Source organism: Roseibium album (assembly GCF_001404515.1).
Taxonomy (GTDB): Bacteria; Pseudomonadota; Alphaproteobacteria; order Rhizobiales; family Stappiaceae; genus Roseibium; species Roseibium album.
Window position 1 is genome coordinate 439,854 of record NZ_CXWE01000001.1, and the last position, 26,077, is coordinate 465,930.

The window sequence follows — 26,077 nt, forward strand, 5'->3', positions numbered from 1 at the left end:
GGTGTTTCCCGCATTCTTCGTCAAACCCCAAGGGCCCGGCGTTTTGCGCTGTCCACGTGAGCATGCACAGCTTCAACAGTTTTCCCAACGTCGCGAACCTCAAGTGCGTTGATGATCACCAGGTGTTCGGTCATTACGGACTCCACCAATTCCGGCAACATGCGGGTGTCGGAGTTTCTGATCAGGCGTATCTTGATCGCATTCACCCGGTGAATGTCGGAGATTATCCGGTTGCCGAGAAAATCGATGACAAAATCATGGAATGCCCAATCCATATGCTGTGCACGCGACAGTAATTCCGGCGTCACGCCGCGCTCCGCTTCACTCAATGTATTACGGTGTTCGCTTGCGATGCGCTCAATATCGGCATCCGGCGCATTTTCGCAAAAACACGCGAAGGCCTCGCTTTCGATAATCCTGCGCAGCTGGAAAGCATTGCGGATCAGTTCCAGATCGATATTGAGAACCTGCAGACCCCGTTTGGGGACCGTGCGGATCAGACCGTCCGCCTCAAGCCGGGGGATCATCTCGCGAATTGCGCCCAAGGGCATCCCTGTGAGGTCGACAAGTTCCCGTTGAGACACGATCTGCCCTGGCTGAATATCACGCGCAAGGAGCTTTTCGGTGAAACTGGAGTAAGCGTCATCGCGAAGGCGGCGTTCGGTCCTGTTCATGCGGCCATGCCCTTTCCTTCCGCCGCTAGAATTTCGGACTTCTGTTCCGCCGTTAACCGGGTCAGGGGTGCACGCACGTTTTCCCAGACCGGATCACCCAACGCATTGGCCAACAACACCTTCAGGGTCGGGATAACAGGCAGGGCCACAATCCGGTCAACGGTTTGCGTAAGCATCGTGTCTTCGGTTGAAGAGGTGATGATGTTGCAAAGCCTTTCGGGATACAGATTGGCAACGCCCGTGATGGACCCGACACAACCCATTGGAACAGCTTTGTGCAACAGGCGTTCATCGCCTATCAAAACCGGCAGCAGCTTGCTTTCCAACAATCGAACGGCGTTTGCCCAGTCACCGGAGCTGTCTTTTATGGCGACTATCCGTTCAGGGTTGGCTTCCTTGAGGCGCTTGGTCAGGGACGACGATATGCCGACACCGGTAACCTGAGGAATATTGTAAAGAATGATCCCGGCTTGTGAGTTGCTTAAGGCCAGGAGCTCGGCAAACCACCGAAAGACGCCATCTTCACCAGCATTGCCGAAGTAGCAGGGAGGCGGCACCAGAAAGCGAGTGATCCCGGCTCGCATTCCTTCGTCAATCTGGGCCGCAACATCCGCTGCTGCCGACCCATAAACACCCAATACGATGCGATTGCAGGACAAGCCGGTTTCGAGCAGCGCACTGATCCCGATGTGCCGCTCGCTTGCGGCAATCGAAGCACCTTCGCCCGTGGTGCCAAACAACGTCACGCCAGACACACCCCGGCTGACTACCGAAGCTGCATGAGTGGCAAGCCGCGCCACGTCAATGCAGCCATCATCTGTGAATGGGGTCAGCAATGCTGTCAGAACGCCAAATTGTGCCATCGGTTTCCCTGGATTGAACTACTCCATAATACATGACATTTTAAACATGTACAGGCTAACATGTTACGTGTAAATTTTAGAGAGGCCACCATGCCAACCGTCATCTGCGCCGGATTGATAACTCTCGATGCGGTATACGATCTGGACGCTTATCCGCAGGAAGGCAGCAAGGTCAGGGCAAGCTCTGCCCGGCTGTTACCCGGTGGCGGTGCGCTGCTTGCGGCAACGACAATTGCGCGATTGGGCGGGACGGCCCGGCTCGCCGGGGCCATAGGTGACGATCTGTTCGGTCAGTACCTTCGCGGTCAAATGACGCGGCGTGGAATTGATGATGCTCTTGTTCAAACCCTGCGGGGCGAGGCAACGGCTCATTCCGCAATATTCGTTACCGCTGATGGTGAGCGCACCATTGTCAATCAGAGACCGGATCATCTGCGTGACATGAAATTGACGGCCGATGTTCCCGAATTCGACGTCGTTCTGGCAGATACGCGGTGCTGCAATCTGGCGATAGAATTGTTTGCGATGGCAAATCAGCAGGGCAGGCCCGCGGTTCTGGACGGTGAGGCACCATTGCCTCGGGATCTCCTGCCTTTTGTCAGCCACCTTGCACTTTCCGAACAGGGGTTGGCTGACTTTGGTGGCAAATCGTTGTCGGGGATCGCAGCACAGAACCAATGCTGGGCGTGCGCGACGCGCGGAGCAGCCGAGGTGCAAATTCATGATGGGAGCACAATTGCCCCGCCGCAGGTGAAATCACTGGACACGCTGGGAGCAGGTGATGTTTGGCACGGTGCCTTTGCCTTTGCATTGGGTGACGGGCTCAACGAGCCGGACGCAGTTGAATTTGCCAACACATCAGCGGCGCTGTTCGTCTCGCGCATTGGGGAGGAGCGATTTCCTACCTATGACGAGGTCCAGGAAAAACTCGAAAACTGAGATATTGCCGGCTTTCAGGATGCCTGGATTGGGTGCAGGAACCATCTGCGCCATCCGGTTACCAATATGCCGGGTGACATCCGGCAATTCCCATTCGGCCCCACGCGGTGAGGGGTCGCGAAAAAACGAGTGACAGGCCCTGATCCCGAGACTTGTCATTTGTCTGCTTCGCGCCCTCGAAACGGACGTTCGACTCATGTCCGCCTGCTACCGAAAGCCGGCATTTGTTCTATTTCGAGCAAATGTCTGAGAACGGGAAGCGGATTTCCGTTGCAGCACGGTCATCATCGACCCATCCAGCCACCGTCGACAGTCACAATGGATCCGTTCATGTAGTCGGAAGCTGCCGAGGCAAGGAAAACAGCCGGACCGGCGAAGTCCACGGCTTTGCCCCAACGGCCTGCCGGAATGCGCTCCAAAATCGACTTTGAGCGCGCCGGATCGTTTCGCAGCGCTTCGGTGTTGTCCGTTGCAATGTAACCGGGTGCAATGGCGTTCACGTTTACCCCGTTTGCGGCCCATTCATTTGCAAAGGACTTCGTGAGCTGGCCAATCCCTCCCTTTGAGGCAGCGTAGCCCGGAACGGTGATGCCTCCCTGAAACGTCAGCAGGGATGCCGTGAAGATGATTTTGCCGGAACCGCGCGCAACCATGCGGGATCCGACTTCGCGGGTCAGAAGGAACTGCGAGGAAAGATTGATTTCAATCACCTCATCCCAGATGTCATCGTCGTGTTCGGTCAAGGGTGCCCGCTTGATCGTGCCGGCATTGTTCACAAGGATGTCGATGACCGGGTGTTCTTCGTTGACCTTCGCTGCGAAGGCCTTCAATGCGCTCCGGTCACCGAAGTCGCATTGGTAGGCGTGAAAGCTTCTGCCGAGCGCCTTCACATCAGCTTCGATCGCGCTGCCCGCGCTTTCCAGGCTGGCGCTGACACCGATGATGTCCGCTCCGGCTTCTGCGAGTGCCACTGCCATGGCTTTGCCGATCCCCCGCTTGGCGCCCGTGACAAGGGCGGTTTTTCCCGCAAGGCTGAAACTGTCCAAAACACTCATGTGTCGTTCCTGGTTATCTGGATCATGGATTTGATTGCGCTCGGATTCTGTGTCAGCGCTTCAAAAGCGCCCTGGATATCCTCAAGCGGCTGGATGTCGGTGATAAAGCTCGAGCATTCGACGACACCCTCGGCCAGAAGCCGCATGGCCTGTTCGTAGTCCTCGGGCCGATAGACGCGCGCTCCGAAAAGCTCCAGTTCACGCCAGAAAAAGCGGAACATGTCCACGTCCGGTTTTTTCGCATGAATGGCCACCATCACGATACGGCCACGTGCGGCGGCCGCATCGGTCATCAGGTCCACACCGGGCTGACTGCCCGAGACTTCGAACACCACGTCCGCTCCCTTGCCACCGGTCAGATCATTGACCTGTTCGGCAGCATCGGACGTTTTCGGATTGATGGTTGTGAAACCCAGCTTGTTCGCATAGGCAAGCCGGCTTTCGCTGATCTCGCTGATCGCGACGTTGCCACCGGCATTGCGTGCGACGAGGGCGACCAGAAGGCCGATAGGGCCACCGCCGATCACAAGCACGTCCTCGCCCGGCCTGACCCGGGCTCTGCTCACGTCATGACATGCGACTGCCAGCGGTTCGATCAGGGCGGCGTGAGACAGGTCAAGGTCTGCGGGAAGAACATGGATGGTGTGTGCCGGGACGTTCCAATACTCCTGGAATGCGCCTTCCGTATCGATCCCGATGAACTTCAGGTTATGGCAGATATGATCATGGCCCGCACGGCAGGCGGGACATTCACCGCAGTGATCGAGCGGTCTGACCACGATCCGGTCTCCCGGTGCCAAGCCATCGACTCCCTCTCCGACGGCCTCGATTGTGCCGGACATCTCATGCCCGATCGTGCGTTTGAAGCCGACACGCTGGTCCATGTGACCGAGAAAAATATGGAGATCGGTTCCACAGATACCGCAATAGGCCACCTTGACCTGAACTTCACCGGATCCCGGCGCGGATACATGCTTTTGCTCGAGGGAAAACGTCTTGTCGCCGCGATAGACGGCAGCATTGCTGATCATGAAAACCTCTAAAGGGTAAGAATATTGTGGGGTTCAAGAAGCGCCCAATCGAAGTCAACCCCGATACCGGGTGCCTCCGGAGCGAGCGCCAGATGGTTCTCTACCCGGAGCGGCTGCTTTGTGTATTGATCGATCGGGAAGGAATGAACCTCAATCCAACCGGCATTGACCTGAGCGGACACGAGGCTGACATGGAGTTCCTGCATGCCGTGACTGCAAATCGGCAAATTGTGCTCGCGCGACAGATCGGCAACTTGCAGAAAGCCGGTCACGCCGCCGCAATTGGAAGCATCCGGCTGGATGAAGCTGAGTTTGGCATCCCTGAACGCATATTCGAATTCATGGATCGTGTGAAGATTTTCACCCATTGCAAGCGGGCAACCCGTTGCGTTCGCTATCTTGCCGTATCCCTTGTAATCGTCCGGAATGGTAGGCTCCTCGAACCAGAGAATATCATACGGCGCAAACGCCTGTGCAGCGGTGATCGCCTCGTCCACAGACATGGAGTAATTTGCGTCGACCATGAATGCTATGTCCGGACCGATGAATTCCCTTACAGCTGCAATGCGTGAAAGGTCGGCTTCGATGGTTGGCTGACCGATCTTGATCTTGACGCCGTTGAACCCGCGATCGAGATATCCCTGAATGCTCTTGAGCAGCTTGGGCAGCGGGAAGTTGAGATCTATGCCGCCGCAATAGGCCTTGCAGCGATTGTCTGCGCCACCTGCCAGTTTCCAGAGCGGCCAATCGCGTTTTTTGCCTCGAATATCCCAGAGCGCAATATCGACGGCCGAAATCGCGAAGGAGGCAATTCCGCCGCGCCCGACATAATGAATATGCCACTGCATGCCGTCATAGAGATCTTCGACCGCACTGGCATCCTGGCCGATCAGAAACGGGGCCAGATCGTGGTGAACCATTGCGGCAATCGCGTGACCACCCTTTCCACCCGTATAGGTGTAGCCCGTGCCCTCTGTTCCGTCGGTGAGCACAATGGTGACGGTCACCAGTTCGAAGAGGGTGTGGTCGCCATGCTTGGCATCGACAAGTACTTCCGCGAGGGGAACGTGGAACAGTTTCGTGTGGATCTCCCTGATCGCAGTCATTTGGCGAACTCCACATTGGGTCGGCGGTACATGACACGCGTCTGGAAGAGAATCACGGCGAACAGGAAAGCTCCGCGGATCACCATTTGCCAATAGGCGCTGAAGCTGATCCAGCCCTTGCCGTTTTCAAAGTTCAGGATGTTGAACACAAGACCCAGAAGCAGCGCACCTGCAACAGTTGCGGGGATCGATCCGAGACCACCGGTCAAAAGTGTGCCGCCAACCACGACCGATGCGATGGCCGAGAGTTCCCAGCCGACGCCTTCCAGCGGTTGTCCGGCGCCGAACCCGGATGCCAGAAAAACACCCGCAAGCCCCGCGCAGCCACCGGAAAGCGCGTAGGCAAAGATCTTGGCACGGTTGACCTTCAGACCCATCATGACGGAAGCGTCTTCACCGCCGCCGACCGCCAGGATCGTTCGTCCGAGACTGGTCATCTCCAGGACAATCCAGAGGCCAATGATCAGGATACCGACCAGCACGATTGTCCAGGGCACGATCCCCATGGCTTTTTCCATGCCGAGATGTGTGAAATTCGACCCCCAGTCGACGGCAATTGTCTGGGCTCCGGAAATCACGAGCGAGCCACCCTTTGCACCCAGCATTGTTGCGAGCGTCGCGATAAACGGGGGTATTCTGCCGAACACGATACAGACCGCGTTGAAGAGGCCAAAACCGACACCCGAGAGAATGGCAAGCGGCATCGCCACTTCGATGCCATAGGGGCTGAGATAGGCTGCGACGACCGAGGTGAAGGCGGCAACGGATCCCACGGAAAGGTCGATGCCACCCGTAAGGATGACAAAACACATGCCGACGGAGATCGCGATGAACATCGCGTTGTAGTTCAGGAATGACGTGATGTTGTAGGCGCTGCCGAAATTGTCGTAGCGCAGTAATCCAAAGACGATGAGCACGAACAGCGCGATCCACACCGCCACCGATTGCGGGTTGCGCGAGATGTATTTGCGCATGTCAAAGGCGTTTTGATCAAGCACTGTCCTATTCCTTTCGCGCTTGCTGGATGTAGACGGCAGCCAGGATGATCGCGGCCTTGGCGATGAGCGCGACCTCGTCTTCAACGCCGTTGGCCAGCAATGTGTATTTGACGAGTTGGATGATGACTGCGCCGAGAATGGCACCGAAGATCGGCGCTTTGCCGCCTTGCAACAGTGCGCCGCCGACCACGGCTGCCGCAATCGCATCGAGCTCCATGAGATTGCCGTTGCGCGCCGCATCGGAGGCGGAATTGATGGCAACGACAATCAGACCGGCGAGACCGGACAGAACGGAACATATGACATAGGCGCCGATCTTGACGCCGCGAACAGGGCCGCCAGCAAGCCTTGCAGCCCGTTCGTTGCCGCCGATTGCAAGTAGGTAACGGCCGAAGATCGTCCGATTCACCACCCAGAACAGCAGGCAGGCGATCGCCAGCGCCAGCCAACCCTGGAAGGGAAATCCGAGGATCTTGCCGGTGCCCAGATAGCTGAATTCGGGATTGGAGAACGTCTGTAGGTTTCCGTTGGTGAGAACCTGCGCGATGCCTCTGCCCGAAATGAACAGAATAAGCGTCGCGATGATCGGCTGCACCTTGAGGACCGACACGATGATGCCGTTGAACATGCCGCACACCAGTGCAGCCAACAGCGGGAACAACAGTGCTGCAATCAGTCCGAGGACCGGATAGGCCTGTCCGAAATCGGACAGAAAGATCAAAGGTGCCAGGGCACCTGAAAGGGCCATGACCGCACCGACCGACAGGTCGATCCCGCCCGTCGCAATCACCAGCGTCATGCCCATGGCGACAATCGCGATTGTAGCGACCTGGGAAATGTTGACCGCGAGCGTCTGTGTGTGGAGGAAGTTCGGCGTCACGAGGATATTGAAGACCAGAATAATCGCCAGCGCGATCAGGCCTCCGTGATCCTTGAGGCGGGACGTATAGTCTGTGCGCATGGTCTCTTCCGATGTCACAGTGGTCATGGCGTTGCATCCTCGTGGTGGGCAAGCGCTCTGACCAGGGCGTTTTCAGTTATGCCCGGATTGGTCAGCTCGGATACCGACTTGCCTTCATGCATCACGACGATACGGTTGGCGCCTTCGACCAGCTCTTCGAATTCGGAACTGATCAGGATAACAGCGTGCCCCTCGTCGACGAAGGTCCGGATGATCGCCTGGATCTCGCGTTTTGCACCCACATCGACGCCGCGTGTCGGTTCATCGAGTATCAGGATGTCAGGTTTCGTGGCCAGCCAGCGGGCAAGCAGAACCTTTTGCTGGTTTCCTCCGGAAAGCTCACGAATGGGTTGATCCATGTGTGAGGTTTTGATGCCGAGTTTTCTGATGAACTCGCTGACAAGCTCCTTTTCGCGTTCCCTGTCGATTTGCCCGTTTCTTCGCAGGCTCGGCAAGAGCGCGAGTGTCAGATTTTCCCGGACGGACATATCTGGAACGATACCTTCCGCCTTCCGGTCTTCCGTCAGGAAAGCGATCCTGGCCCGGATAGCTTCGGAAGGTTCTGCCGGTTTGAACTCCCTGCCATTCAGCCGGAGGGTTCCGGAGGTCAGGGGATCCAGACCGAAAATACTTCTTGCAGCCTCTGTGCGCCCCGACCCGAGAAGGCCGCCGAGGCCGACGATTTCACCCCGGTGGAGAGACATTGAAAATTCCGACAGTCGTGGTCCGGTGGCAACATGGTCGACATCGAGCACGACTTCGTCGAAGGCAGCACTGCCGCCCGCCAGTTCGGTCAGCCCCTCCGCCTCGATCTCATCGGCGTTGCGCCCAAGCATGGCTGCGATCAGGTCAAGTTTCGTCGTATCGGCGATTTCGCGGCAGCCAACCGTTTTGCCGTCGCGCATGATTGTCACGCGATCACAGATCTGGAACAGTTCGTCGAGAAAGTGGGATACGTAAAGCACGGAAACGCCAGATGATTTCAGCTCTCTGACGACACCGAACAGGATTTCAACCTCGGAACTGTCCAGCGACGAAGTCGGCTCATCCATGATGACAAGCTTGGCGTCCATGGAAACGGCACGCGCGATCGCCACGAGCTGCTGGATCGCGGTGGAATAGCTGCCGAGCGGTGCGGTAACGTCAATTTCAATGCCGAAGCGGGACAGGATTTCTCGGGTGCGCCTGTGCGCTTCCGGCCAGTTGATCATGAAGCCGAAGGATTTCGGCTCCTGACCCATCACGACATTCTCGCTGACGGAACGCAGCGGAACGAGGTTGAGTTCCTGATATATTGTCGCGATTCCGGCGCTTTGCGCTCCTCGCGGTGACGACAGATGGCTGGGTGCACCGGCAAATTCAACCTCACCTTCGTCGCGGCGATAAAGCCCGGTAAGGATCTTGATCAGGGTAGATTTTCCCGCACCGTTTTGGCCAATCAGTGCATGAACTTCGCCGGGTTCGATTTCAAGAGACGCATCTCGCAGAGCAGGTACTCCGCCGAAATGTTTCTTGATCCCGGTCATCGTGAGCAAGGGTGCCATGTGGATTCCTGTCGGCACGGAAGGAAAAAAGCCGGAAGAGTGGTCTCTTCCGGCAGATGGCATCAATAGGCTTCGTCGATATTCGCCGCAGCATTGTCAGTGGTGAAGATACGGTCCTTGACCTGCACCCAATGCTCTATGGATTCACCGGCGGCGTACCGTTTCATGGTTTCGCAGGCCAGCGGTCCGAAGAACGGCGAGCTTTCGACGGTTACGCCCATCTTTCCGTCGATAATCGCCTGAAGCGCATCCCTCGTGCCGTCGATCGAGACGACCAGAACATCTTCGCCGGGCTTGCGTCCCGCCAATTCAAGCGCCTGGATGGCACCGATCGCCATTTCGTCATTGTGGGCGTAAACGATGTTGACGTCGGGATGTGCCTGCAAAAGCGTTTCCATGACCTGGCGACCGAGATCGCGGGCAAAGTCACCGGATTGCGAGGCAACGATCTCAAAGCGGTCGTCTTCCAGGATGCGGTCGTCAAACCCCTTCTTGCGGTCATTTGCCGGCGATGAACCTGTTGTTCCTTCCAGCTCGACGATGATGCCCTTGTCACCTTTGAAGTTTGCGATGGTCCACTCCGCGACGCGGCGACCCTGATCGATGAAATCAGACCCAAGGAAGGCAACGAAATCTTCGCCCGGCTTGGCGGCATTCGGATCGACGGAACGATCGACCAGGAATGTCGGTATGCCTGCTGCCTTTGCCTTTTTGACAGCAGGAATAAGCGGTTTTTCTTCGCGCGGTGGCAGGAACAGAACGTCGATGCCCTGTGCGATCATGCTGTCGACGTCAGCGACCTGCTTGGCTGCAGAACCGGCTGCATCTGTCGCAATCAGGTCCCAGCCGCAGCTCTCGGCCGTATCATGAAAGGATTTGGTTTCCGCGATCCGCCACGGATTGTTGGATTCCATCTGGGCAAAGCCGACCTTGTATCGATCCTTTTGCTCAAGGGGCGGCAAGCCGGCGGCCGAGGCGATCGAAGTCACCGCGCCGAAGGCGATGGCAGTTGCCAGCAAGAGTGTCCGTTTCATCATTTCCTCCACTTTGGTGCGACCAGAATCCCCCCGGTCGCGAGATTTTGAGGCACTAACCCCAATTCAGATAGGCTGTCTGCTTGCGCAGGTAGCCGTCGAAGCCGTAGCGGCCGTCTTCTCCGCCCAGTCCAGACAGGCCCCATCCGGTATGAAATCCCTGAACCGCCTCTCCGTTGGACCGGTTGAGATAGAGCTCTCCGAATTTCAGGCGGTAGGGTGCCTCGGCCAGACGTTTGTAATCGCGGGTGAACAGGTACGCGGACAGTCCGAATGACGTGTCGTTCGCATACGCGACCGCCATGTCGAAATCATCGACCCTTACAGCAGTTGCCACTGGGCCGAATATTTCTTCCCGGACGGCAGGATTGTCATTTCGCGTTGCTTCAAGAACGGTGGGTGCGAGCCAGTGTCCCTTCGCAAAGGGACCGTCCTCCAGAATGCCGCCCTTGAGGAGAATGTCGGCACCTGAGGAAATGCTCTGAGCGACGACGTCGGCAACCTTGTCCCTTTCCACGCGGCTGACCTTGGGACCGAGGTCCACATTGCCGAGCGGATCGCCGATTTTCAGCGCTTCTGACGCAGCAATGAATTTTTCCAGGAATTCGTCTGCAATCGAGCGGTGAAGATACATGCGCTCGTTACAGGTACAGATCTGTCCGCAGTTGGTGTACCGCGCCGCAACCGCCGCGGAGACCGCGCTGTCGATGTCTGCGTCTTCCATGACGAGGAAGGGTGCCTTGCCTCCAAGCTCAAGACGGATGACCTTGATATCCTCCGCGCCGGATTTGTAAATCTCGCGCCCGGCACGCGTGCTTCCGGTCATCGTGACGAGATCGGATAGCGGGCTTCGGACAAGCGCTTCTCCGACGACGCGCCCGCGGCCGGTGACCACGTTGAACACTCCTGCCGGGAAACCGGCTTTGTCGCTCAATTGCGCAAGCGCGAGACCCGACAACGGGGTCGCCTCATGTGAGAGCAAAACGAATGTGTTTCCGGCTACCAGTGCAGGACCCAGCTTTCGTGCTGCCAGTGCGAAGGGATAGTTCCAGGCGGTCAATCCAACCACAACGCCGTAGGGGTGACGTCTGATGTGGATCTCTTCCGAACGGTTGTCCGATGTGACGATGTCGCCTTCGATCCTGCGAGCGTTTTCCACGGCGTATCTCAGGAAGGTGATGCCGGCATCTATCTCCTGAAGTGCGTGGCTCAGCGGCTTGCCCTGTTCAAGGGTAACAAGTCGCGCGAGGTGTGGTCTTTGTGCCGCGACCTGATCGGCGAGCGAGGCGACAAGGCTGCCGCGTTCGGCGGAAGGCATTGCCGCCCAGGCCGCTTGTGCCTTTTTGGCAGATGTGAGTGCTTTGCGGGCATCCTCGGCGTTCCCGTCCGGGATTGTCGCAATGACGTTTTCGTTCGAGGGGTTCTCGACCTCCAGCGCGTTCGTCTGGCCACGTTCGACCCATTGGCCGTTGATGAACATCTCGGCGGCTGTGGGCATTTCGGAACTGAGGGTAATGTCGAACACGAGATTGTATTGCCTTTGGTATGACCAAACTTAGATAAGTAAGTTGATAAAAGAGACCAAAGTCAATCTTAAATTGGCAAATTGGTACTTAAAAATAATAAACATATGAAAAACAAGAGAAAATAAGGGAAAATTTCAAGGAGTTGGAAAAAATTGCTTTACGAGAAAAATATTTATGTCATACCAAAATAGATGAAAACGATGACACGGGAGAGTTGATGCCTCATGGACATCGGGAACGACACGGGGCGTGCGGCGGATAGTGTGGTTGCGATGCTGGAAGCGAAGATTGTTTCCGGTGAACTGGAAAACCGGGCGCCACTACCGGCCGAGCGGGAGTTGATGGAACAGTTCGGTGCCAGCCGGACCGTCATCAGGGAAGCAATCTCCAAACTCTCCAGCAGGGGCTTGATAGAAACGCGCCCGCGATTCCGGCCGATTGTTCGCAAACCGGACTATGCAACCGTACTGCACGCGTGCGGCAATGTCGTTCAGCACCTTTTGACGGAACGTTCCGGCATAAAGAACCTCTATGACAGCCGTGTCTTCATCGAGCGCGCATTGGTTCGGGAAGCTGCCTTGGCAGCGCGCAAGGAAGACATTGTCAATCTCAGGGCTGCGCTCGAAGACAACCGGAATGCCATTTCCGATTCCTCGGAGTTCTACCGGACCGACGTTGCCTTTCACGGTGTTCTTTACCGGATACCGAGGAACCCGATCTTTCCCACGATCCACGAAGGCTATACGTCCTGGCTTGCACCGCAGTGGGATCGCATGCTGCGCTCACCCGAGCGCAATGAAGTGAATTACTTGGCGCACAAGGCCATTTTGGACGCCATTATGGAACGTGATCCGCTGGCTGCCGAAGAGGCGCTCACAAATCATCTGAAGGCGGCCTGGGAATTCGTCCGTGTCACGTTCGATTGGGGGGAAGAATGACGGCCGAATTCGATTACATCGTGGTTGGAGGGGGATCTGGCGGCGGTGTTGCCGCGTCAAGGTTGGTCACATCGGGTGGTGCTCGCGTTTTGCTTCTTGAAGCAGGGTACTCCCACCGGCATCCGTTGCTTGATATGCCACCTGGCATTTTCAAATTGATCAACGGATCCAAATACATGCGATACCACAGGACAACACCGCAATCGCATCTGGACGGGAGAGGGCACGAAATTCCACAAGGCAATGTCCTTGGCGGTGGATCATCCGTCAATGCACAGGTCTATATGCGAGGCCGACCGCAGGACTACGACAGCTGGAACGGGATCTTGTGTGGCAACAACGACAATCCAGGCTGGGCCTGGTCGGATGTGCTGCCGCACTTTACCGGGATGGAAGCAAACAACCGGCTTTCCGGCGACCTTCATGGAACGGACGGAGAAGTAAAGGTTTCCGATCCGGGTTACATAGATACGATGTCGCGATGGTTCGTGCAGGCTGTGCAGAAACTTGGCGAGCCCTACAACTCCGATTTCAATGGCTCAAGCCAGCGCGGTGTGGGATTTTATCAGTTCACCAACAGGCACGGTCGGAGAAGTTCGACTGCCTATGCGTTTCTTGAGCCAATCAAGGATGATCCTCGTCTGACAATCAAGCTTGAGGCCTCCGTTGACAAGGTGATTGTCGAAAACGGTCGGGCGGTAGGTGTGAGGTATCGAGACCCCACAGGCTCTCATGAAGCGCGTGCAAGTGGTGAAGTCATTCTTGCAGCGGGTGCATTGGTTACGCCAAAGATTCTCATGTTGTCTGGCATCGGGCCGGCGGAGCATCTCAGGGAATTCGATATCGCCGTCCAATGTGACTTGCCTGGCGTCGGCCAGAACCTAATCGATCACCCGGAAGTGCCAATCACGGCCTATTCAAATGGACCTCATGGGTACTACCGTCAGGGTGAAGGTTTGCGAATGCTCTGGAACGGCCTTCAGTTCAAGGTTTTCGGCAGCGGTCCCGTGACCTCTGCAGGTGTGGAGGCGGGTGCCTTTGTGAATCCAGGAAATCGGGATGCCGAACCGACAATACAGGCCTTTTGTGTTCCCATCGTTTATCTCGACCGGGATGCTCAAACCGAGTTGAAGGACGGGTACGGGGTAACCGTCACGACCGTTGTCGTGAAACCGAAGTCGCGAGGCGAAGTCAAGCTCGCATCGGCAGACCCGTCTCACATGCCGATCGTTTGTCCAAATCTGTTAAAGGAAGAAGAGGACATGCAGGAAATGATCGCTGGTCAACGTTTTTTTGTTGATGCGTTCAAATCTGAGCCGTTGGCATCGAAGATTAGGAATGTCGCGATCCCGGATCCCGGGGACAATTCGGACATGGCATTGAGAAATCACTGCAAGCGGTTTGTAAAGACAAACTACCATCCTGCCGGAACGGCTCGCATGGGTGCCGATGGCGACGGAATGGCAGTACTCGATGCCCGGTTGAAGGTGCGTGGAATTGAGGCCCTGAGAGTATGCGACATGTCCGCTGTGCCGGATATCAATGCTGGCAATACCAATGCGCCTGCAATGATGATTGGATCACGATGCGCCGAGTTTGTGCTGGCATCGAAAAACTGACGGTCGCATAGAAACGTCACTTTTATCTGGCATGCCACCTTCCGCTGAAGTTTCGGGCCGGTCGAATTTCTGCCCAGGATGGGAAAACGTCGTGTGACAGCGGCAGGAAAGAATCCGTGTACCGCTTCTGACAAAACCTTTTTCTGATTTCGGCGTCTTTCAGTCATCGAACATGACTTTTGCCTACATCCGCTTCGCGACAATCAGGCAAGATATTGCTTCGCGAACTTTCTCCGCTGTTGGAAACAGGCCGGAATTAATGTGCTCGTCCAAAATGAGGGAGCCAATCGGGGGGCGGTCGGGTTTTCTTAATGAGCGCCAGGGCAAATAAATACCTCGATGCCAGGTGGCAGGACTACTGGATTTGTTTGACCGACATACCTGAGTTGCCAGTTTTCTTTCCCATTCCTTTCCCGTCTCTTTTCCAATCCGACGCGGCACGCTGACCAAGTTTGCATTCAGTTGGACGGTCGATTGGAATGCCCGTACGACAGGTTTTTTTTAGTGTCTTGAGTTGAATGGGTAGCAGGATAGTGGTCGCACGAAACACTGCCTCATGCTTCCCCGGTGCATCCGCGAAAAATAGCCTTTGGCTGAACGAGCTCGGAGAAACTAAAAAAAATGGAGCGGGTGAAGGGAATCGAACCCTCGTCTTAAGCTTGGGAAGCTTCTGCTCTACCATTGAGCTACACCCGCTTCGACCGGATTGATTTCTGCGCCGACTTGCCAGACCTGTCAAGTTGGGGACTTTCCTTTTCCCAGGAGACGTGATCTTGCGCTGCGGCTAAGAAATCGCCATGTTCGCGCCGGCGCAACAGCGCGGATTTATCATCGAACGAACCCCGGGTCAGGTAAATGCGAAATCAGGTCAGGGCGCTGGTCACCTCGCGCAATTGGGAATTCTGCATCATTTCGATCATCGTTTTGAACGCGGTGACGCTGGGGCTTGAGACAAGCTCGTTTATGATGGACAGTATCGGCGGATGGCTTGTTCTGTTCGACAAGATCATTCTCGGAATATTCGTGGTGGAACTGGTCCTTAGGCTCTACGCCCATGGCCTGAGTTTCTTCAAGGACCCGTGGAGCATCTTCGATTTCGTAATTGTCGGAATTGCCTTGATACCTTCCAGCGGAGCCATGTCCGTGCTCCGCTCGCTTCGCATCTTGCGCGTATTGCGCCTGATTTCGGTAGTTCCCTCGTTGCGCCGCGTAATCGGCGGTCTGATCGCTGCACTGCCGGGCATGGGATCGATTGTCGTGCTGATGGCGCTTGTTTTTTACGTATTTGCAGTCATGGCAACGAAACTGTTCGGACAGGCATTTCCCGAATGGTTCGGCGATCTCGGGGCTTCGCTTTACACGCTTTTCCAGATCATGACGCTTGAAAGCTGGTCCATGGGCATCGTGCGTCCGGTGATGGAAGTCTTTCCGCTTTCCTGGCTTTTCTTCGTTCCCTTCATTCTGTGTACAGCCTTCACGGTGCTCAACCTTTTTATCGGTATCATCGTTTCGGCCATGCAGGAGGAGCACGAAGCGGAGGCCGACGCGAACCGGCAGGCAATCCAGGACGAGACAAGCCAGATCCTGGAAGAGGTCAAGGCGCTTCGTTTGGAGCTGAAGGAACTGCGCGGCAAAGTCTCCGAAAAATCGACTTAGGGCATATCCAGCAGGCTGCGCTTGCGTTTCTTTGAAGCGCATGATTTGACCAAACCATGGCACAGGCACCAAAGGGAACCATCGCGGCCGGTCATCAGCTTACGGCCGATGCAGGGGCTGAAATGTTGCGTGAGGGCGGCAACGCCTTTGATGCCGCAATAGCCGCACTGGCGATGGCTTGTGTGTGCGAACCGGTTCTGGCGTCACCGGGCGGTGGCGGATTTGCCATGATTCGCGATGGGCAGAGCGGAAGGACCACGCTGCTCGACTTTTTCCCGCAAACCCCGAAACAAAAACGTGGCAATTGTTCCATCGGGTTTCACAGTATTACCGCCGATTTCGGATCGGCAACGCAGGTTTTTCACATCGGGCCGGCAACGGTTGCCGTGCCGGGATTTTTCGCTGGTCTGACAGCGCTTCATGAATTCGGCGGGACATTGCCTCTGGCGGATCTGTTCGCACCCGCAATAGACGCTGGAAAATCCGGGCATCGCGTCACCGGATATCAGCATTATCTGTCGACGGTGGTCCGGCCGATACTGACTGCAACTCCGGCTTCGCAAAACCTTTTTGCGCCTTCCGGGGAACTGCCGGCTGTCAATTCGCTTTTCTACAATCCCGGGCTTGCCAACCTGTATTGCGAATTGGCGCGCACGGACTGGCTGCAAACCGGCATCGCAGATCAATTGCTGGCAGAGCAAAGCGATGGCGGCCACTTGAGCCGTGAAGATCTGGAATCCTATGAAGTGGTCGCCAGAGAACCGCTTGACGTTGCTCTGGGCGGAGCAGATGTTTTCCTGAACCCGCCACCCGCAGCCTGCGGGGTACTGATCCGATACGCACTCTCCCGTCTTGATGGCTGCGATTTGCCGGCTTTCGCAAGAGCGCTTCACTTGACCGAACAGGCGCGGCTGTCAGCCTGCGGAGACCTCGGCAGGCTTCTGGACCGTCCCTTGCGCCAGAAGGGAACAACTCACATTTCAGCCGTGGATGCTGAGGGAAATGCCTGTTCGGTCACCGTTTCCAACGGGACCGGAAACGGCGAGGTTGTGGGCGACTATGGGTTCATGCTGAACAACATTCTCGGAGAAGAGGATGTGAACCCGCATGGTTCAGCGGACTGGCCCACGGATACCAGGCTTGCATCCATGATGTGTCCGGCCCTGATCGATGCACCGGGTGGTCGTTTGGTAGCGCTCGGCTCGGGCGGGTCCAGCAGGATCCGCTCGGCAATCCTCCAGGTTGTCGCGCGCTTGTGCCTCGGATCTGCCGAACTGGAAGAGGCTGTCCGTGCGCCGCGGCTGCATATCGAGAACGGGCACCTGGACGTTGAGGCATTTGGTACTGATAGCGGGATATCGCAACTGAAAGACCATTTCCCCGACCATCGCATTTGGCCGGAAAAGAACATGTTTTTCGGAGGAGTGCATGCCGTTTCAACTGACGGCAACAGTGGGTTCGAGAGTGTTGGAGACAGTCGCAGGGAAGGCGCCGCGGTGATCGTTGAGTGACTTTGGAGCCTGCATGAAGCTGTGCTCGGTTCGCCATTGACGGCACTGTCGCAGCAGAACTGACCTCGAAACCGAATGTACCTCCAAGGTTTCCTTCAAGAGCCGTCGGCGCTTCGATGAACAACGAGTTGCTGAAACGGTATCGTCCAGCCATTTTGGGTGCAGCATTCAATGGCGAAGCGCGCCAATGCATGCTCGACGGTTTCATAAACATGACCCATGCCGGGACCGACGTCGGCTTCGATCTCGAAATCAAGAGATGAGGCACCAGCCCGAAACAGCGTGACATAGGTTGACAGGATGCCTTTCTCGCCAAACTTGGCGCGAAGCGCACCGTCGATATAGGCCTGCATTTTTTCCGGAATCAGTGTAGCGGCGTCGGCTTGATGCGCATAGTCAATGCCGAATTCAATCGTTGCCCGATAGCGGTCGGACAGGTTCTTCGGATTCTGATCCAGATAAGCCGGCGTCGTGAAGTGGGAAACGGCGCCGCCTTCCTCGCGCAGGTGAACCGCTTCCGGACTTTGCAGGATCACTTCGGCCCACAAGCCATTGTCGAGCAGGACCCAGTCGCCTTCCTCGGAAGGAAACCACTTTTCATTGCCGTCCATGGGCCTTGAATGCTGGCCTCTCAATTCGCGCACCGGCACCGTGTAGTGTCCACCTCTGAGACTTGGATTTTCAAGTTCCGAATAAAGGTCAAGCCTGCTGACGCGCCAGGGAACATTGTTGATGACGACCCGTTCCCCCTCCTGAACGGCACCCAGGTTGAGCAGCAGGGTAACTTGTTCGATCAGGCTTGGGAGCGACTTCAGAAGAAACCAGCCGATGGTGAGAAAGGCCAGGAGCATGGCGCCCGTCAGGAACCAGTCGTTGTAGAAATTGAAGATTGCGATCGTGGTCCCGAATGCAAGGCAAAGCGTCAAGGCATCGTAAATCAAGGTGCCCAGACGAACCGGAAAACTGCGGTTCCGGCTTCTGCCAATCAACGTAAGCAGGACACGCCTCATGAGGCGCGAGACAAAAATCACAAGCACGAAGGCGAACAGGCCGATGAAAAAGTTTCGCCCCCGATCGCTGAAGAAGGAGGTGAATGCCTGACTTGCAACATCGCTGGGGTCGACTTTTTGGTCGAGCCTTGACCGCAATTGCTGTTCCACGGTGATCGACTGATCACGTGCCAGGATCAACCGGGTTTCCCAGTCCTGAAGAATGAGTTCGAGTCGCTCACGCAGGATACTGTCGGCGGGTGCGCGCTCGATCATCGGCTTGACGCGCTCGATCGCCTTTTCCGCCTGATCCGTTGCTTCGCTCGTCGCCAGTATGGTTTGTTTGAGTTGCTCTATTTCGCGGGCATTTTCGGTCGCCGACTTCAGCGTCCAGATAAACGGGCGAATGAGTTCCTCGACTTCAGCCTGTAGCTCGAAGGAAGCGTCTGCCGGATTCAGTTCGTTTTCGGTGAAACCGGTGGCCAGGCTGACGATTTGGTTTTCCAGCCGGACAAGTTCCAGGTTGACTGTCTTCAGGCGTTCGCTCAGTTCTGCTCGATCCACTTCGGTGCCGGCATTTTCAATTGCCTTTCGCAATTCGCCGGCTATTTGCCGCTTCGCGTCCTGGGCGACAAGGATACTCGTGATTGCATTCAAGGATGCGGAGATTTCGGCGTCATTCTGTGCGCTTGGCGTATCGCTTCCTGGTACTTCAATCTGTGCGTTGGCGACTGAAGTCAGCAACGTGAGGAAAGTGAGCACGAGGAGAAACAAGTAGGGGGCAAATCCCGTCCAGATGCCGGAACTCGCAGAAATACGACGACCTGCAGTAGCGGAACGCGGCGTCGAAAGCTCCCAGCACAAAGTTGCGGCTGCTAGCGCGCATTCCGAACCGGTCGTGAGGGTTTCAGCCCACCCCTGGCGGAGACACGCATTGGGCACGGGATTATGCCCGCGCAGCAAATGAGTGTCCTTTGATACCGGCTTGTCAGCGCAGTCCTCTTGTTTCAGCAATGTCATGACGTTCAAGGTAATCTCAAAATCCTCAGCTTCGCCCGATCACAGTAATAGTTGGATTCGTCAAAAATTGATCTGAAATTTAGGTATGAACATGGCTCCAGTCGGAAAATGCCGAATGGCCAACCCGCGCACTTGTGGCGCGGGTCGAACAATCACGGGGCAACCGGTCCGTTAACCGGCAGGCGTCAGCTGAAGAGAACTCAGGCCGACAGCAAGATTCAGCCCGGTTTTGCCCTCGACACTCAGGGGCTGGAGCGCAATTTTTTCGTTGGATCCACCGATCAGTGCGTTTGCACCAACACCAAGGCCGACAGAAGCGCCTGCCGTAATGCCGGCATACTTGCCCTTCAGCGCGTGGGAGCCGATTTCGTTGCCGATCGGGGTGAAGACGATCCATGTCATGTAGGATTCGCCCGAAACCCCGATGTCGAGACCCAGCTTGCTGAGCTCGCCGGTATATTGTTCGGTGGTGCCGTCCGCGTGTTCAAAGCTGCAGGTGGCTTTTTTGCTCGAGCCCAGCAGCAGACCGAAACCGCCTTCGATTGTGCACTCAAGGACGCCGAGTTTTGTGGATTTGGCTTCTTCGGCCAAAACGTGTCCACCTGCGAACAGGGTTATCGCGGAAACGGCTGCAATTCTGGCGAAATTCAACATGTGGCAATTCCTTACATATGCTTGTCAAAACAAGGATCCTTTTTGGCCGGACCGTGTGCCCGTTGAGGCACTTGTCCGGATGACCCGCATCGGAAAATGCAAAATGCTGCTGTTTGAAAAAAGTGATTCATCAATGCAGTTATTCCCTGCGGGGGGAATTTCAGCGCTTGAAATTCCCCTAGCGGTCCGAGCCGAAATTTGACAAACCTATGGACTTCAACGGGAAACGAAGGACTTCCGGACTGACGGAAGCCCGACGAAGGAAGATAGATGATCGACAGGACCTACAAGAAGAGGAAAACCGGAACCCTGAAGGAGGCTCAGTCCGCTCTGGTGCAAATGTGTGGTGGACCGGCTGCAGCAGCAGAGTTTTGTCGTGTAACCAGCACTACACTCTTCAACTACACCGACGACAGTGCCACCAATTCCAGCAAGAACATGCCCGTCGACATCGTGACGGAACTTGAAACGCATGCAGAGTTTCCAGCTGTAACGGAATATCTGGCAGATCAGTCCGGTTACATCATGTACAAGGTCGATTTCACGGACAGAAAGTCCCAGCTTCATATCGACATCATCGAAACCGGAGAGGAAGTCTCCAAGCTGTTCCGGGACTGGGCGCAATTTATCGCGGATGGTGTGATCGACAAGTCGGAAGCCCGCAAGCTCCTCAAGATCAACCAGGATGTGGTCAGGACACTGATGCGCATGAGGTCAGACCTGATTTCCCAGATCGATGATCCGGACATTCCGGACGGGACGCCCTGACGGGACGGCCATTCGTGCCCGTCGAGCTTTTGGCCGACTCCGAACCTTTTTCTCCAAAGGTCGGATAACTCGGCGCCAGGCTCGGAAATCTGGATAGATGCGATAAGGATGTGAACGAGCCGGGTAACTTCGGGAGCACTAAAGCCGGCTGATGGCGTCCTCAGGTCCTTCCACCGTCAACTCCACGCCGTCTTTGGTGTAGTCACGGGCAAGCACGACCAGCCCCAGACTGTCGACCCGGCGCTCGAGGTCCGAGCTGAGTGCAAAATCCGCACTGACTTTCCTGGAAAGAATTTTTCGATAGGGCACCAGCTTGGCATTGGCAATGGCGTCCTGGGCGGCGCCGGAATAGGCACGGGCGAGGCCGCCACCCCCGAGTTTGGTTCCGCCAAAGTAGCGCACGACCAGCACACCGCAATTGATCAGTTCGGCACCTTGCAGAACCCTGAGGGTCGGCATCCCGGAGGTTCCAGCCGGTTCACCATCATCCTTTCCGCTTTCCTCGATCCTGCCGTTATCGAGAAGTTTGCGGTGCGCCGTGACCACATGATTGGCCTTCCAGTGTTCCTTGCGCAGCTCGTCCAGTCTCCGCTCGAAATGATCGAGTGGTACCAGGTGCGCCAGGAACCGGGATTTCCGGTCCTCCAGGAACCCCTCGTATTCGGTTGCAACGGTGTTGAAGGACATGAGACCTCAGGTCGGCATCCTGAAATGCTTCGACAGCTTCAGTGCCTGGCCCTGATAGTTGGAGCCGATGCCTTCGCCGTAGAGGCTCGCCGGACGTTCGGCCATATGCTCGTAGACCAGCCTTCCGATGGTCTGGCCGTGTTCGACAATGAACGGCACGTCATGCGAGCGCACTTCCAGAACGGCCCGCGATCCGACACCTCCGGCTCCTGCGTGGCCGAAACCGGGGTCGAAGAAACCGGCGTAATGAACCCGGAATTCGCCGACAAGCGGATCAAAGGGCACCATCTCGGCCGCGTAGTCCGGCGGTACGTGCACGGCTTCCTGACTGACCAGGATGTAGAACGCATTCGGATCGAGGATAAGTTCACCCCTGTTACGCCGGTAGATCGGTTCCCAGAAATCGAGCGGATCCTGCGCACCGATCGCATCGACGTCAATCAGGCCCGAATGGTGTTTCGCACGATAGCCGATCAGGCTGCCCGGTCCGCCACCTTCCAGATCAATGGAAAGCTGAACCCCACCGCCGATGCGCTCGTTTCCGCCGCTCATCAGGGTTTCGGACTTGTGAATTTCTTCCAGTGTCGCATCGGGTATCAGTGACTGGCCCCGGCGAAACCGGATCTGGCTCAACCGCGAGCCACTGCGCAGGAGGATTGGAAAGGTAAGGGGTGAAATTTCCGCATAAAGGGGACCTGCATATCCCGCCGGAACGGTATCAAACGCCAGGCCGTTGTCCGTGATCACGCGGGTAAAGACGTCAAGACGCCCTGTGGAACTCTTCGGATTGGCGGTTGCTGAAATGTCGGCTGCCAGGGCAAGAGCTTCCTGCAGCGGAACGATATAGACACAGCCTGTTTCGAGCACGGCGCCGTCCTCGAGGTCGACGGTATGAAGTTTGAGTTCTTTCAATCGGTCAGCGACCCGGATTTCGGGTCCGGGCAGGAAGCTTGCCCTGACACGATAGGCGACTGCGCCAAGCCGGAGATCGAGACTTGCAGGCTGGATCTGTCCGCTGACAGGTGGCGTGGTCGCGGAGATTTCTCCAGCTGCAAACATGGCCTTGATGATCCGCTCAGGCAGAATGCCGTTCGCTGCAAGAGTTGCGCTTCCGTTCAGGTCCTGACCTGCTGTCACGTTCATGAGAATTCCCGTCATCTTTCCAGAGGAGAATCCTTAAAGGATAGGGTGGCCCACGCCAACAGGCTTTGTCACGCGGCAGGCACTTTCGACAAAGATGATTGACCGGTGAAGCGTTTTCCCGTACGACAAACGCACTTCGTGGTGATTTGGGCCGGCCGGCTTGCAGCCACGTTAAACAAGTTGCTAAATAGGCCGGAGGTGCGAACCCCGGTCTTGAGGCTGGGGTTTTTTGCGTTTGGAGCGAACAAGAAGATGACTGAGACCACCAAGACCGGAAACAAGAACTGGCGTCCTGAAACCACTTTGGTTCACGGCGGCACCATGCGGTCGCCTTTTGGTGAAACCTCGGAAGCCATGTACCTCACCCAGGGCTTTGTCTACGACAATGCAGAGGCTGCGGAAGCACGGTTCAACGGCGAGGATCCGGGCTTCGTCTATTCACGTTACGCGAATCCGACGGTCTCCATGTTCGAGGACCGCATAAAGGCGCTGGAAGGTGCCGAAGCCGCGCGTGGAACCGCCAGTGGCATGGCCGCTGTCAATCTGGCCCTGATGGCCTCCGTCAAGGCCGGTGATCATGTGATCGCAGCCAAGGCGCTGTTCGGCTCCTGTCGCTATATCTGCGAAACGCTGTTGCCGCGTTTCGGTGTGGAGAGCACCCTTGTCGACGGCACGGATATCGAACAGTGGAAAGCTGCGGTGCGTCCGAACACGCGGGCGCTTTTTCTGGAGAGCCCGACCAATCCGACGCTGGAAGTCATCGATATTTCAGCGGTAGCAGATATTGCCAGGGAGGCCGGTGCACGTCTGGTCGTCGACAACGTTTTTGCAACGCCGCTTTACCAGTCGCCCCTCAAGCTTGGCGCCGATGTGGTCGTCTATTCGGCAACCAAGCACATTGACGGCCAGGGCCGCTGCCTTGGCGGTGTGGTCCTGTCCGACGAGGAGTGGATCACCGAGGAAGTCATGCCCTTTGTCAAGCACACCGGACCGCACATGAGCCCATTCAATGCATGGGTGCTCATGAAGGGGTTGGAAACGCTCCATGTTCGTGTCGCGCGCCAGACAGATACAGCCCGCAAGATCGCGGACCATCTGGCCGGGAAGGCCAAGGTCAAACGATTGGTCTATCCGGGCCGCGACGATCATCCGCAGGCAGAACTCGCCAGGCGTCAGATGCGTGCGGGCTCGACGATGCTCGCACTTGAAGTTGAGGGAGGCAAGGAAGCAGCCTTCCGTTTCACCAATGCACTGGACATCATCCGGATCTCCAACAACCTCGGTGACGCAAAGAGCCTGATCACGCATCCGGCCACGACAACGCACCAGTCGATCGGAGAAGAAGCGCGTGCAGAACTTGGCATCACCGATGGCATTCTGCGCCTGTCCGTTGGCCTGGAGGATCCGCAGGACCTCCTGGAGGATGTCGAAAAGGCCCTCAACGCAGTTTGAGGCTTTGTCTCGACCGGCTGAAAGAGATTTCCTTGCCTCGACCCGAATTGAAGGCAGGGAAAAAGGAAGGCAGGGAACAACAGGCTGTAATGTCGGATGAGGTTGAGTTTTCCAGGTCTGGGTTTCCGCAGCATTCAGGCCTCGACGATTTGCAAATGGCGGGCTAGGCGAGACCGGTTGCAGTCGGTCTTGGGATGACCGCCGCTTGCGACAGAGGAAACCATTTCGAAAAGCGTTTGCAAACGGCGATTTCACCCAGCAGCTTTATTGTTTCGCTTTTCAAGGCCGCCGCGAGCGGCAGGTCGCCCATCCAGATCTCCATCATGTGCCTGGACTGACATGTGATGTAGGCATTCACATCCTTTCCCGGGTCCTGATGACACAGATCGACATCATCCTCGGTGCAGACCAGCCACCAGGTCCCGAACTGGTCCAGATCCGGAAACTGGAAACAGAGGACAGTTTCTCCATCCGGCAGCTGATCCAGCAAGATGTTGCGTTGAATGTCGAACATCAGGAAGGTCACGTCGACATCGTCGTCATCCATCTCATCACGTGCCCACCGCATACCCCAGACAGCAAGTGCGTCGACAACCGATGAAAGTTCCTTGCCTGCGGGTGTCAGCCTGTATTCATGCCCGCGTTGACCGTTGATCGGGCGCTTGGTGATTACGCCACAGGCTTCAAGGTCCTTCAGCCGGGTGTTCAGAACTGTCGGTGAAATCTTCGGAAGTCCACGCTGCAGACTGGAAAATCGAGAACTGCCAAGCAGGAGTTCGCGCACGATAAGGATAGACCACGGGTCGCCCAGAATTTCGGCCGATTTCGCGATCGGGCAGAATTGTCCGTATCTTTTCATTGCGCTCCTTCGTGAGAAAATCTTAGGACGAACAGGCCAACTACGCAATCCGTAGTTCGATACTACGCCTGCTGAAGTATCTCCGACCTCCGACATCCAATACCTGAATTGCATGGATGAAATCAGTGAAGGCGCCCGATCATTGCATCGATGCTCTGCGCCTTTACGCAATCGGAGACCCGAAATGAAACGTCCGGTACTGTTACTCTATGGCATCGTGAGCTATGCCGCTTTCAATATTTCTTTCCTGTATCTGGCAGGGTTCCTTTTGGATGTCGGTGTTCCGAAGTCCATCAATGAAGGCAATGTCGCATCCCTTGGAATTGCCGCGGTCACAAATTTCGGGCTGATTTTTCTGTTTGGGTTCTTTCACAGCCTGATGGCGCGGCAGTGGTTCAAGAATTGGTGGACCAGGTTCGTTCCGGTTGAAGCCGAGCGGAGTACCTATGTTCTTCAGGCTGCGGCGTTCCTGTCGCTCCTCATGGGCTTCTGGAAACCGATGCCGGCAGAAATCTGGTCCGTCACGGGTTGGAGTGCGGTAGCCGTCTATCTGGTCTTCGCGATTGGCTTGACGATTCTTCTGTTGTCGACATTTCTGATCGATCACTTCGAACTGTTCGGCCTGCGCCAGGTCTGGTCTGCAGGGAGGGGTTCCTCGATGCCGTCGCCGCGGTTCCGCACCCCGCTGCTCTATAAATTGGTGCGTCATCCGATGCAGTTGGGCGTCATGCTCGCGTTCTTTGCAACGCCTCATATGACCGTCGGGCATCTGTTCTTTGCAGTCGCCATGACCGGCTACGTCCTGATCGGTCTCTATTTTGAAGAACGCGCGCTGGTGCGGGAGTTCGGCGACAACTATCGGGACTACCAGGCTCGTGTCACAATGCTGCTGCCCAATCCTCTTCGGTTGTTTTCCAGAGCGCCGTCAAAGCACGCAGCCTGACGGCACCCGGATTGCTCCCTCATTTTCCTTTACTGACTGAACTGAGTGCCCAAGATCGGTATCGCCTGGGAACAAAAGCGGGCGATGCGGGCGCAAGCTTCGCGTCG

General features: G+C 56.4%; 23 protein-coding genes, 1 tRNA gene and 1 riboswitch. Of the genes, 8 read left to right on the forward strand and 16 right to left on the reverse strand.

Annotated elements, in window-relative coordinates:
* Positions 1–20: 20 nt before the first annotated feature.
* On the reverse strand, positions 21–674 hold the full coding sequence (locus tag LA5095_RS02030; RefSeq protein ID WP_055111485.1) for a GntR family transcriptional regulator: 654 nt from the start codon (positions 672–674) through the stop codon (positions 21–23).
* Positions 671–1,537 carry a dihydrodipicolinate synthase family protein gene (locus LA5095_RS02035; RefSeq protein ID WP_055111487.1) on the reverse strand — a complete coding sequence of 289 codons (867 nt, stop codon included), beginning with the start codon at positions 1,535–1,537 and terminating at the stop codon, positions 671–673. The genes LA5095_RS02030 and LA5095_RS02035 overlap by 4 nt, the downstream gene beginning before the upstream one ends.
* A gap of 90 nt (positions 1,538–1,627) precedes the next feature.
* Here LA5095_RS02035 and LA5095_RS02040 point away from each other — a divergent pair, with 90 nt between their 5' ends.
* Entirely contained in the window at positions 1,628–2,476 is an 849-nt protein-coding gene (locus LA5095_RS02040) for a PfkB family carbohydrate kinase (protein WP_055111489.1), read from the forward strand.
* A 284-nt stretch (positions 2,477–2,760) separates the two neighbouring features.
* Here LA5095_RS02040 and LA5095_RS02045 read toward each other — a convergent pair whose 3' ends face one another.
* The 8 genes from LA5095_RS02045 to LA5095_RS02080 all read right to left on the reverse strand — a co-directional run bounded on the left by LA5095_RS02045 (position 2,761) and on the right by LA5095_RS02080 (position 11,730).
* A complete protein-coding gene (locus tag LA5095_RS02045) occupies positions 2,761–3,531 on the reverse strand; it encodes an SDR family NAD(P)-dependent oxidoreductase (protein ID WP_055111491.1) in 771 nt (256 codons plus the stop codon).
* Complete coding sequence (locus LA5095_RS02050; RefSeq protein ID WP_055111493.1) at positions 3,528–4,562, reverse strand: (R,R)-butanediol dehydrogenase; 1,035 nt, start codon at positions 4,560–4,562, stop codon at positions 3,528–3,530. Before LA5095_RS02050 ends, LA5095_RS02045 begins: the two co-directional genes overlap by 4 nt.
* Before the next feature lie 8 nt (positions 4,563–4,570).
* Positions 4,571–5,668: a mandelate racemase/muconate lactonizing enzyme family protein gene (locus LA5095_RS02055; RefSeq protein ID WP_055111495.1), complete on the reverse strand. Its 1,098-nt coding sequence runs from the start codon at positions 5,666–5,668 to the stop codon at positions 4,571–4,573.
* Entirely contained in the window at positions 5,665–6,642 is a 978-nt protein-coding gene (locus LA5095_RS02060) for an ABC transporter permease (protein WP_055111497.1), read from the reverse strand. Before LA5095_RS02060 ends, LA5095_RS02055 begins: the two co-directional genes overlap by 4 nt.
* A gap of 28 nt (positions 6,643–6,670) precedes the next feature.
* On the reverse strand, positions 6,671–7,654 hold the full coding sequence (locus tag LA5095_RS02065; protein ID WP_055111499.1) for an ABC transporter permease: 984 nt from the start codon (positions 7,652–7,654) through the stop codon (positions 6,671–6,673).
* On the reverse strand, positions 7,651–9,171 hold the full coding sequence (locus LA5095_RS02070) for a sugar ABC transporter ATP-binding protein (RefSeq protein ID WP_208992521.1): 1,521 nt from the start codon (positions 9,169–9,171) through the stop codon (positions 7,651–7,653). Before LA5095_RS02070 ends, LA5095_RS02065 begins: the two co-directional genes overlap by 4 nt.
* A gap of 62 nt (positions 9,172–9,233) precedes the next feature.
* Complete coding sequence (locus LA5095_RS02075; protein ID WP_055112645.1) at positions 9,234–10,208, reverse strand: ABC transporter substrate-binding protein; 975 nt, start codon at positions 10,206–10,208, stop codon at positions 9,234–9,236.
* 52 nt (positions 10,209–10,260) lie between these two features.
* Complete coding sequence (locus LA5095_RS02080) at positions 10,261–11,730, reverse strand: aldehyde dehydrogenase family protein (protein WP_235808838.1); 1,470 nt, start codon at positions 11,728–11,730, stop codon at positions 10,261–10,263.
* Between the two features lie 225 nt (positions 11,731–11,955).
* Here LA5095_RS02080 and LA5095_RS02085 point away from each other — a divergent pair, with 225 nt between their 5' ends.
* Both LA5095_RS02085 and LA5095_RS02090 read left to right on the forward strand, forming a co-directional pair.
* Positions 11,956–12,669, forward strand: a complete 714-nt coding sequence (locus tag LA5095_RS02085) for an FCD domain-containing protein (protein WP_055111501.1) — start codon at positions 11,956–11,958, stop codon at positions 12,667–12,669.
* Positions 12,666–14,288 carry a GMC family oxidoreductase gene (locus LA5095_RS02090; protein ID WP_055111503.1) on the forward strand — a complete coding sequence of 541 codons (1,623 nt, stop codon included), beginning with the start codon at positions 12,666–12,668 and terminating at the stop codon, positions 14,286–14,288. The genes LA5095_RS02085 and LA5095_RS02090 overlap by 4 nt, the downstream gene beginning before the upstream one ends.
* Positions 14,289–14,910: 622 nt before the next feature.
* Here the strand turns inward: LA5095_RS02090 and LA5095_RS02095 are convergent.
* A tRNA-Gly gene (locus LA5095_RS02095) sits at positions 14,911–14,984 on the reverse strand.
* A gap of 159 nt (positions 14,985–15,143) precedes the next feature.
* Here LA5095_RS02095 and LA5095_RS02100 point away from each other — a divergent pair.
* Together LA5095_RS02100 and LA5095_RS02105 are read left to right on the forward strand one after the other, a co-directional pair.
* Positions 15,144–15,944, forward strand: a complete 801-nt coding sequence (locus tag LA5095_RS02100) for an ion transporter (RefSeq protein ID WP_055111504.1) — start codon at positions 15,144–15,146, stop codon at positions 15,942–15,944.
* A gap of 56 nt (positions 15,945–16,000) precedes the next feature.
* A complete protein-coding gene (locus LA5095_RS02105) occupies positions 16,001–17,455 on the forward strand; it encodes a gamma-glutamyltransferase (protein WP_055111506.1) in 1,455 nt (484 codons plus the stop codon).
* 95 nt (positions 17,456–17,550) lie between these two features.
* Here LA5095_RS02105 and LA5095_RS02110 read toward each other — a convergent pair whose 3' ends face one another.
* Positions 17,551–19,473 (reverse strand): hypothetical protein, encoded by a 1,923-nt coding sequence (locus LA5095_RS02110; protein WP_144436095.1) that lies wholly within the window; start codon positions 19,471–19,473, stop codon positions 17,551–17,553.
* Between the two features lie 162 nt (positions 19,474–19,635).
* On the reverse strand, positions 19,636–20,118 hold the full coding sequence (locus tag LA5095_RS02115) for a DUF992 domain-containing protein (RefSeq protein ID WP_035899561.1): 483 nt from the start codon (positions 20,116–20,118) through the stop codon (positions 19,636–19,638).
* Positions 20,119–20,388: 270 nt separating this feature from the next.
* Between LA5095_RS02115 and LA5095_RS02125 the strand changes: the two genes are divergently transcribed.
* Entirely contained in the window at positions 20,389–20,886 is a 498-nt protein-coding gene (locus tag LA5095_RS02125) for a phage regulatory CII family protein (protein ID WP_051645002.1), read from the forward strand.
* A 138-nt stretch (positions 20,887–21,024) separates the two neighbouring features.
* Here the strand turns inward: LA5095_RS02125 and LA5095_RS02130 are convergent, their stop codons facing one another.
* Entirely contained in the window at positions 21,025–21,573 is a 549-nt protein-coding gene (locus LA5095_RS02130) for an IMPACT family protein (protein ID WP_055111512.1), read from the reverse strand.
* Positions 21,574–21,579: 6 nt separating this feature from the next.
* On the reverse strand, positions 21,580–22,716 hold the full coding sequence (locus LA5095_RS02135) for a 2'-deoxycytidine 5'-triphosphate deaminase (RefSeq protein ID WP_055112648.1): 1,137 nt from the start codon (positions 22,714–22,716) through the stop codon (positions 21,580–21,582).
* A 128-nt stretch (positions 22,717–22,844) separates the two neighbouring features.
* A riboswitch (SAM riboswitch) is annotated at positions 22,845–22,924 on the forward strand.
* 44 nt (positions 22,925–22,968) lie between these two features.
* Between LA5095_RS02135 and LA5095_RS02140 the strand changes: the two genes are divergently transcribed.
* On the forward strand, positions 22,969–24,168 hold the full coding sequence (locus LA5095_RS02140; protein WP_055112650.1) for an O-succinylhomoserine sulfhydrylase: 1,200 nt from the start codon (positions 22,969–22,971) through the stop codon (positions 24,166–24,168).
* Positions 24,169–24,331: 163 nt separating this feature from the next.
* On the opposite strand, the gene LA5095_RS02145 is transcribed toward LA5095_RS02140, so the two are convergent.
* Positions 24,332–25,027: a winged helix-turn-helix transcriptional regulator gene (locus LA5095_RS02145; RefSeq protein WP_055111514.1), complete on the reverse strand. Its 696-nt coding sequence runs from the start codon at positions 25,025–25,027 to the stop codon at positions 24,332–24,334.
* Between the two features lie 184 nt (positions 25,028–25,211).
* Here LA5095_RS02145 and mddA point away from each other — a divergent pair, with 184 nt between their 5' ends.
* Entirely contained in the window at positions 25,212–25,970 is a 759-nt protein-coding gene (gene mddA / locus LA5095_RS02150; RefSeq protein ID WP_055111517.1) for a methanethiol S-methyltransferase, read from the forward strand.
* Positions 25,971–26,077: the final 107 nt, after the last annotated feature.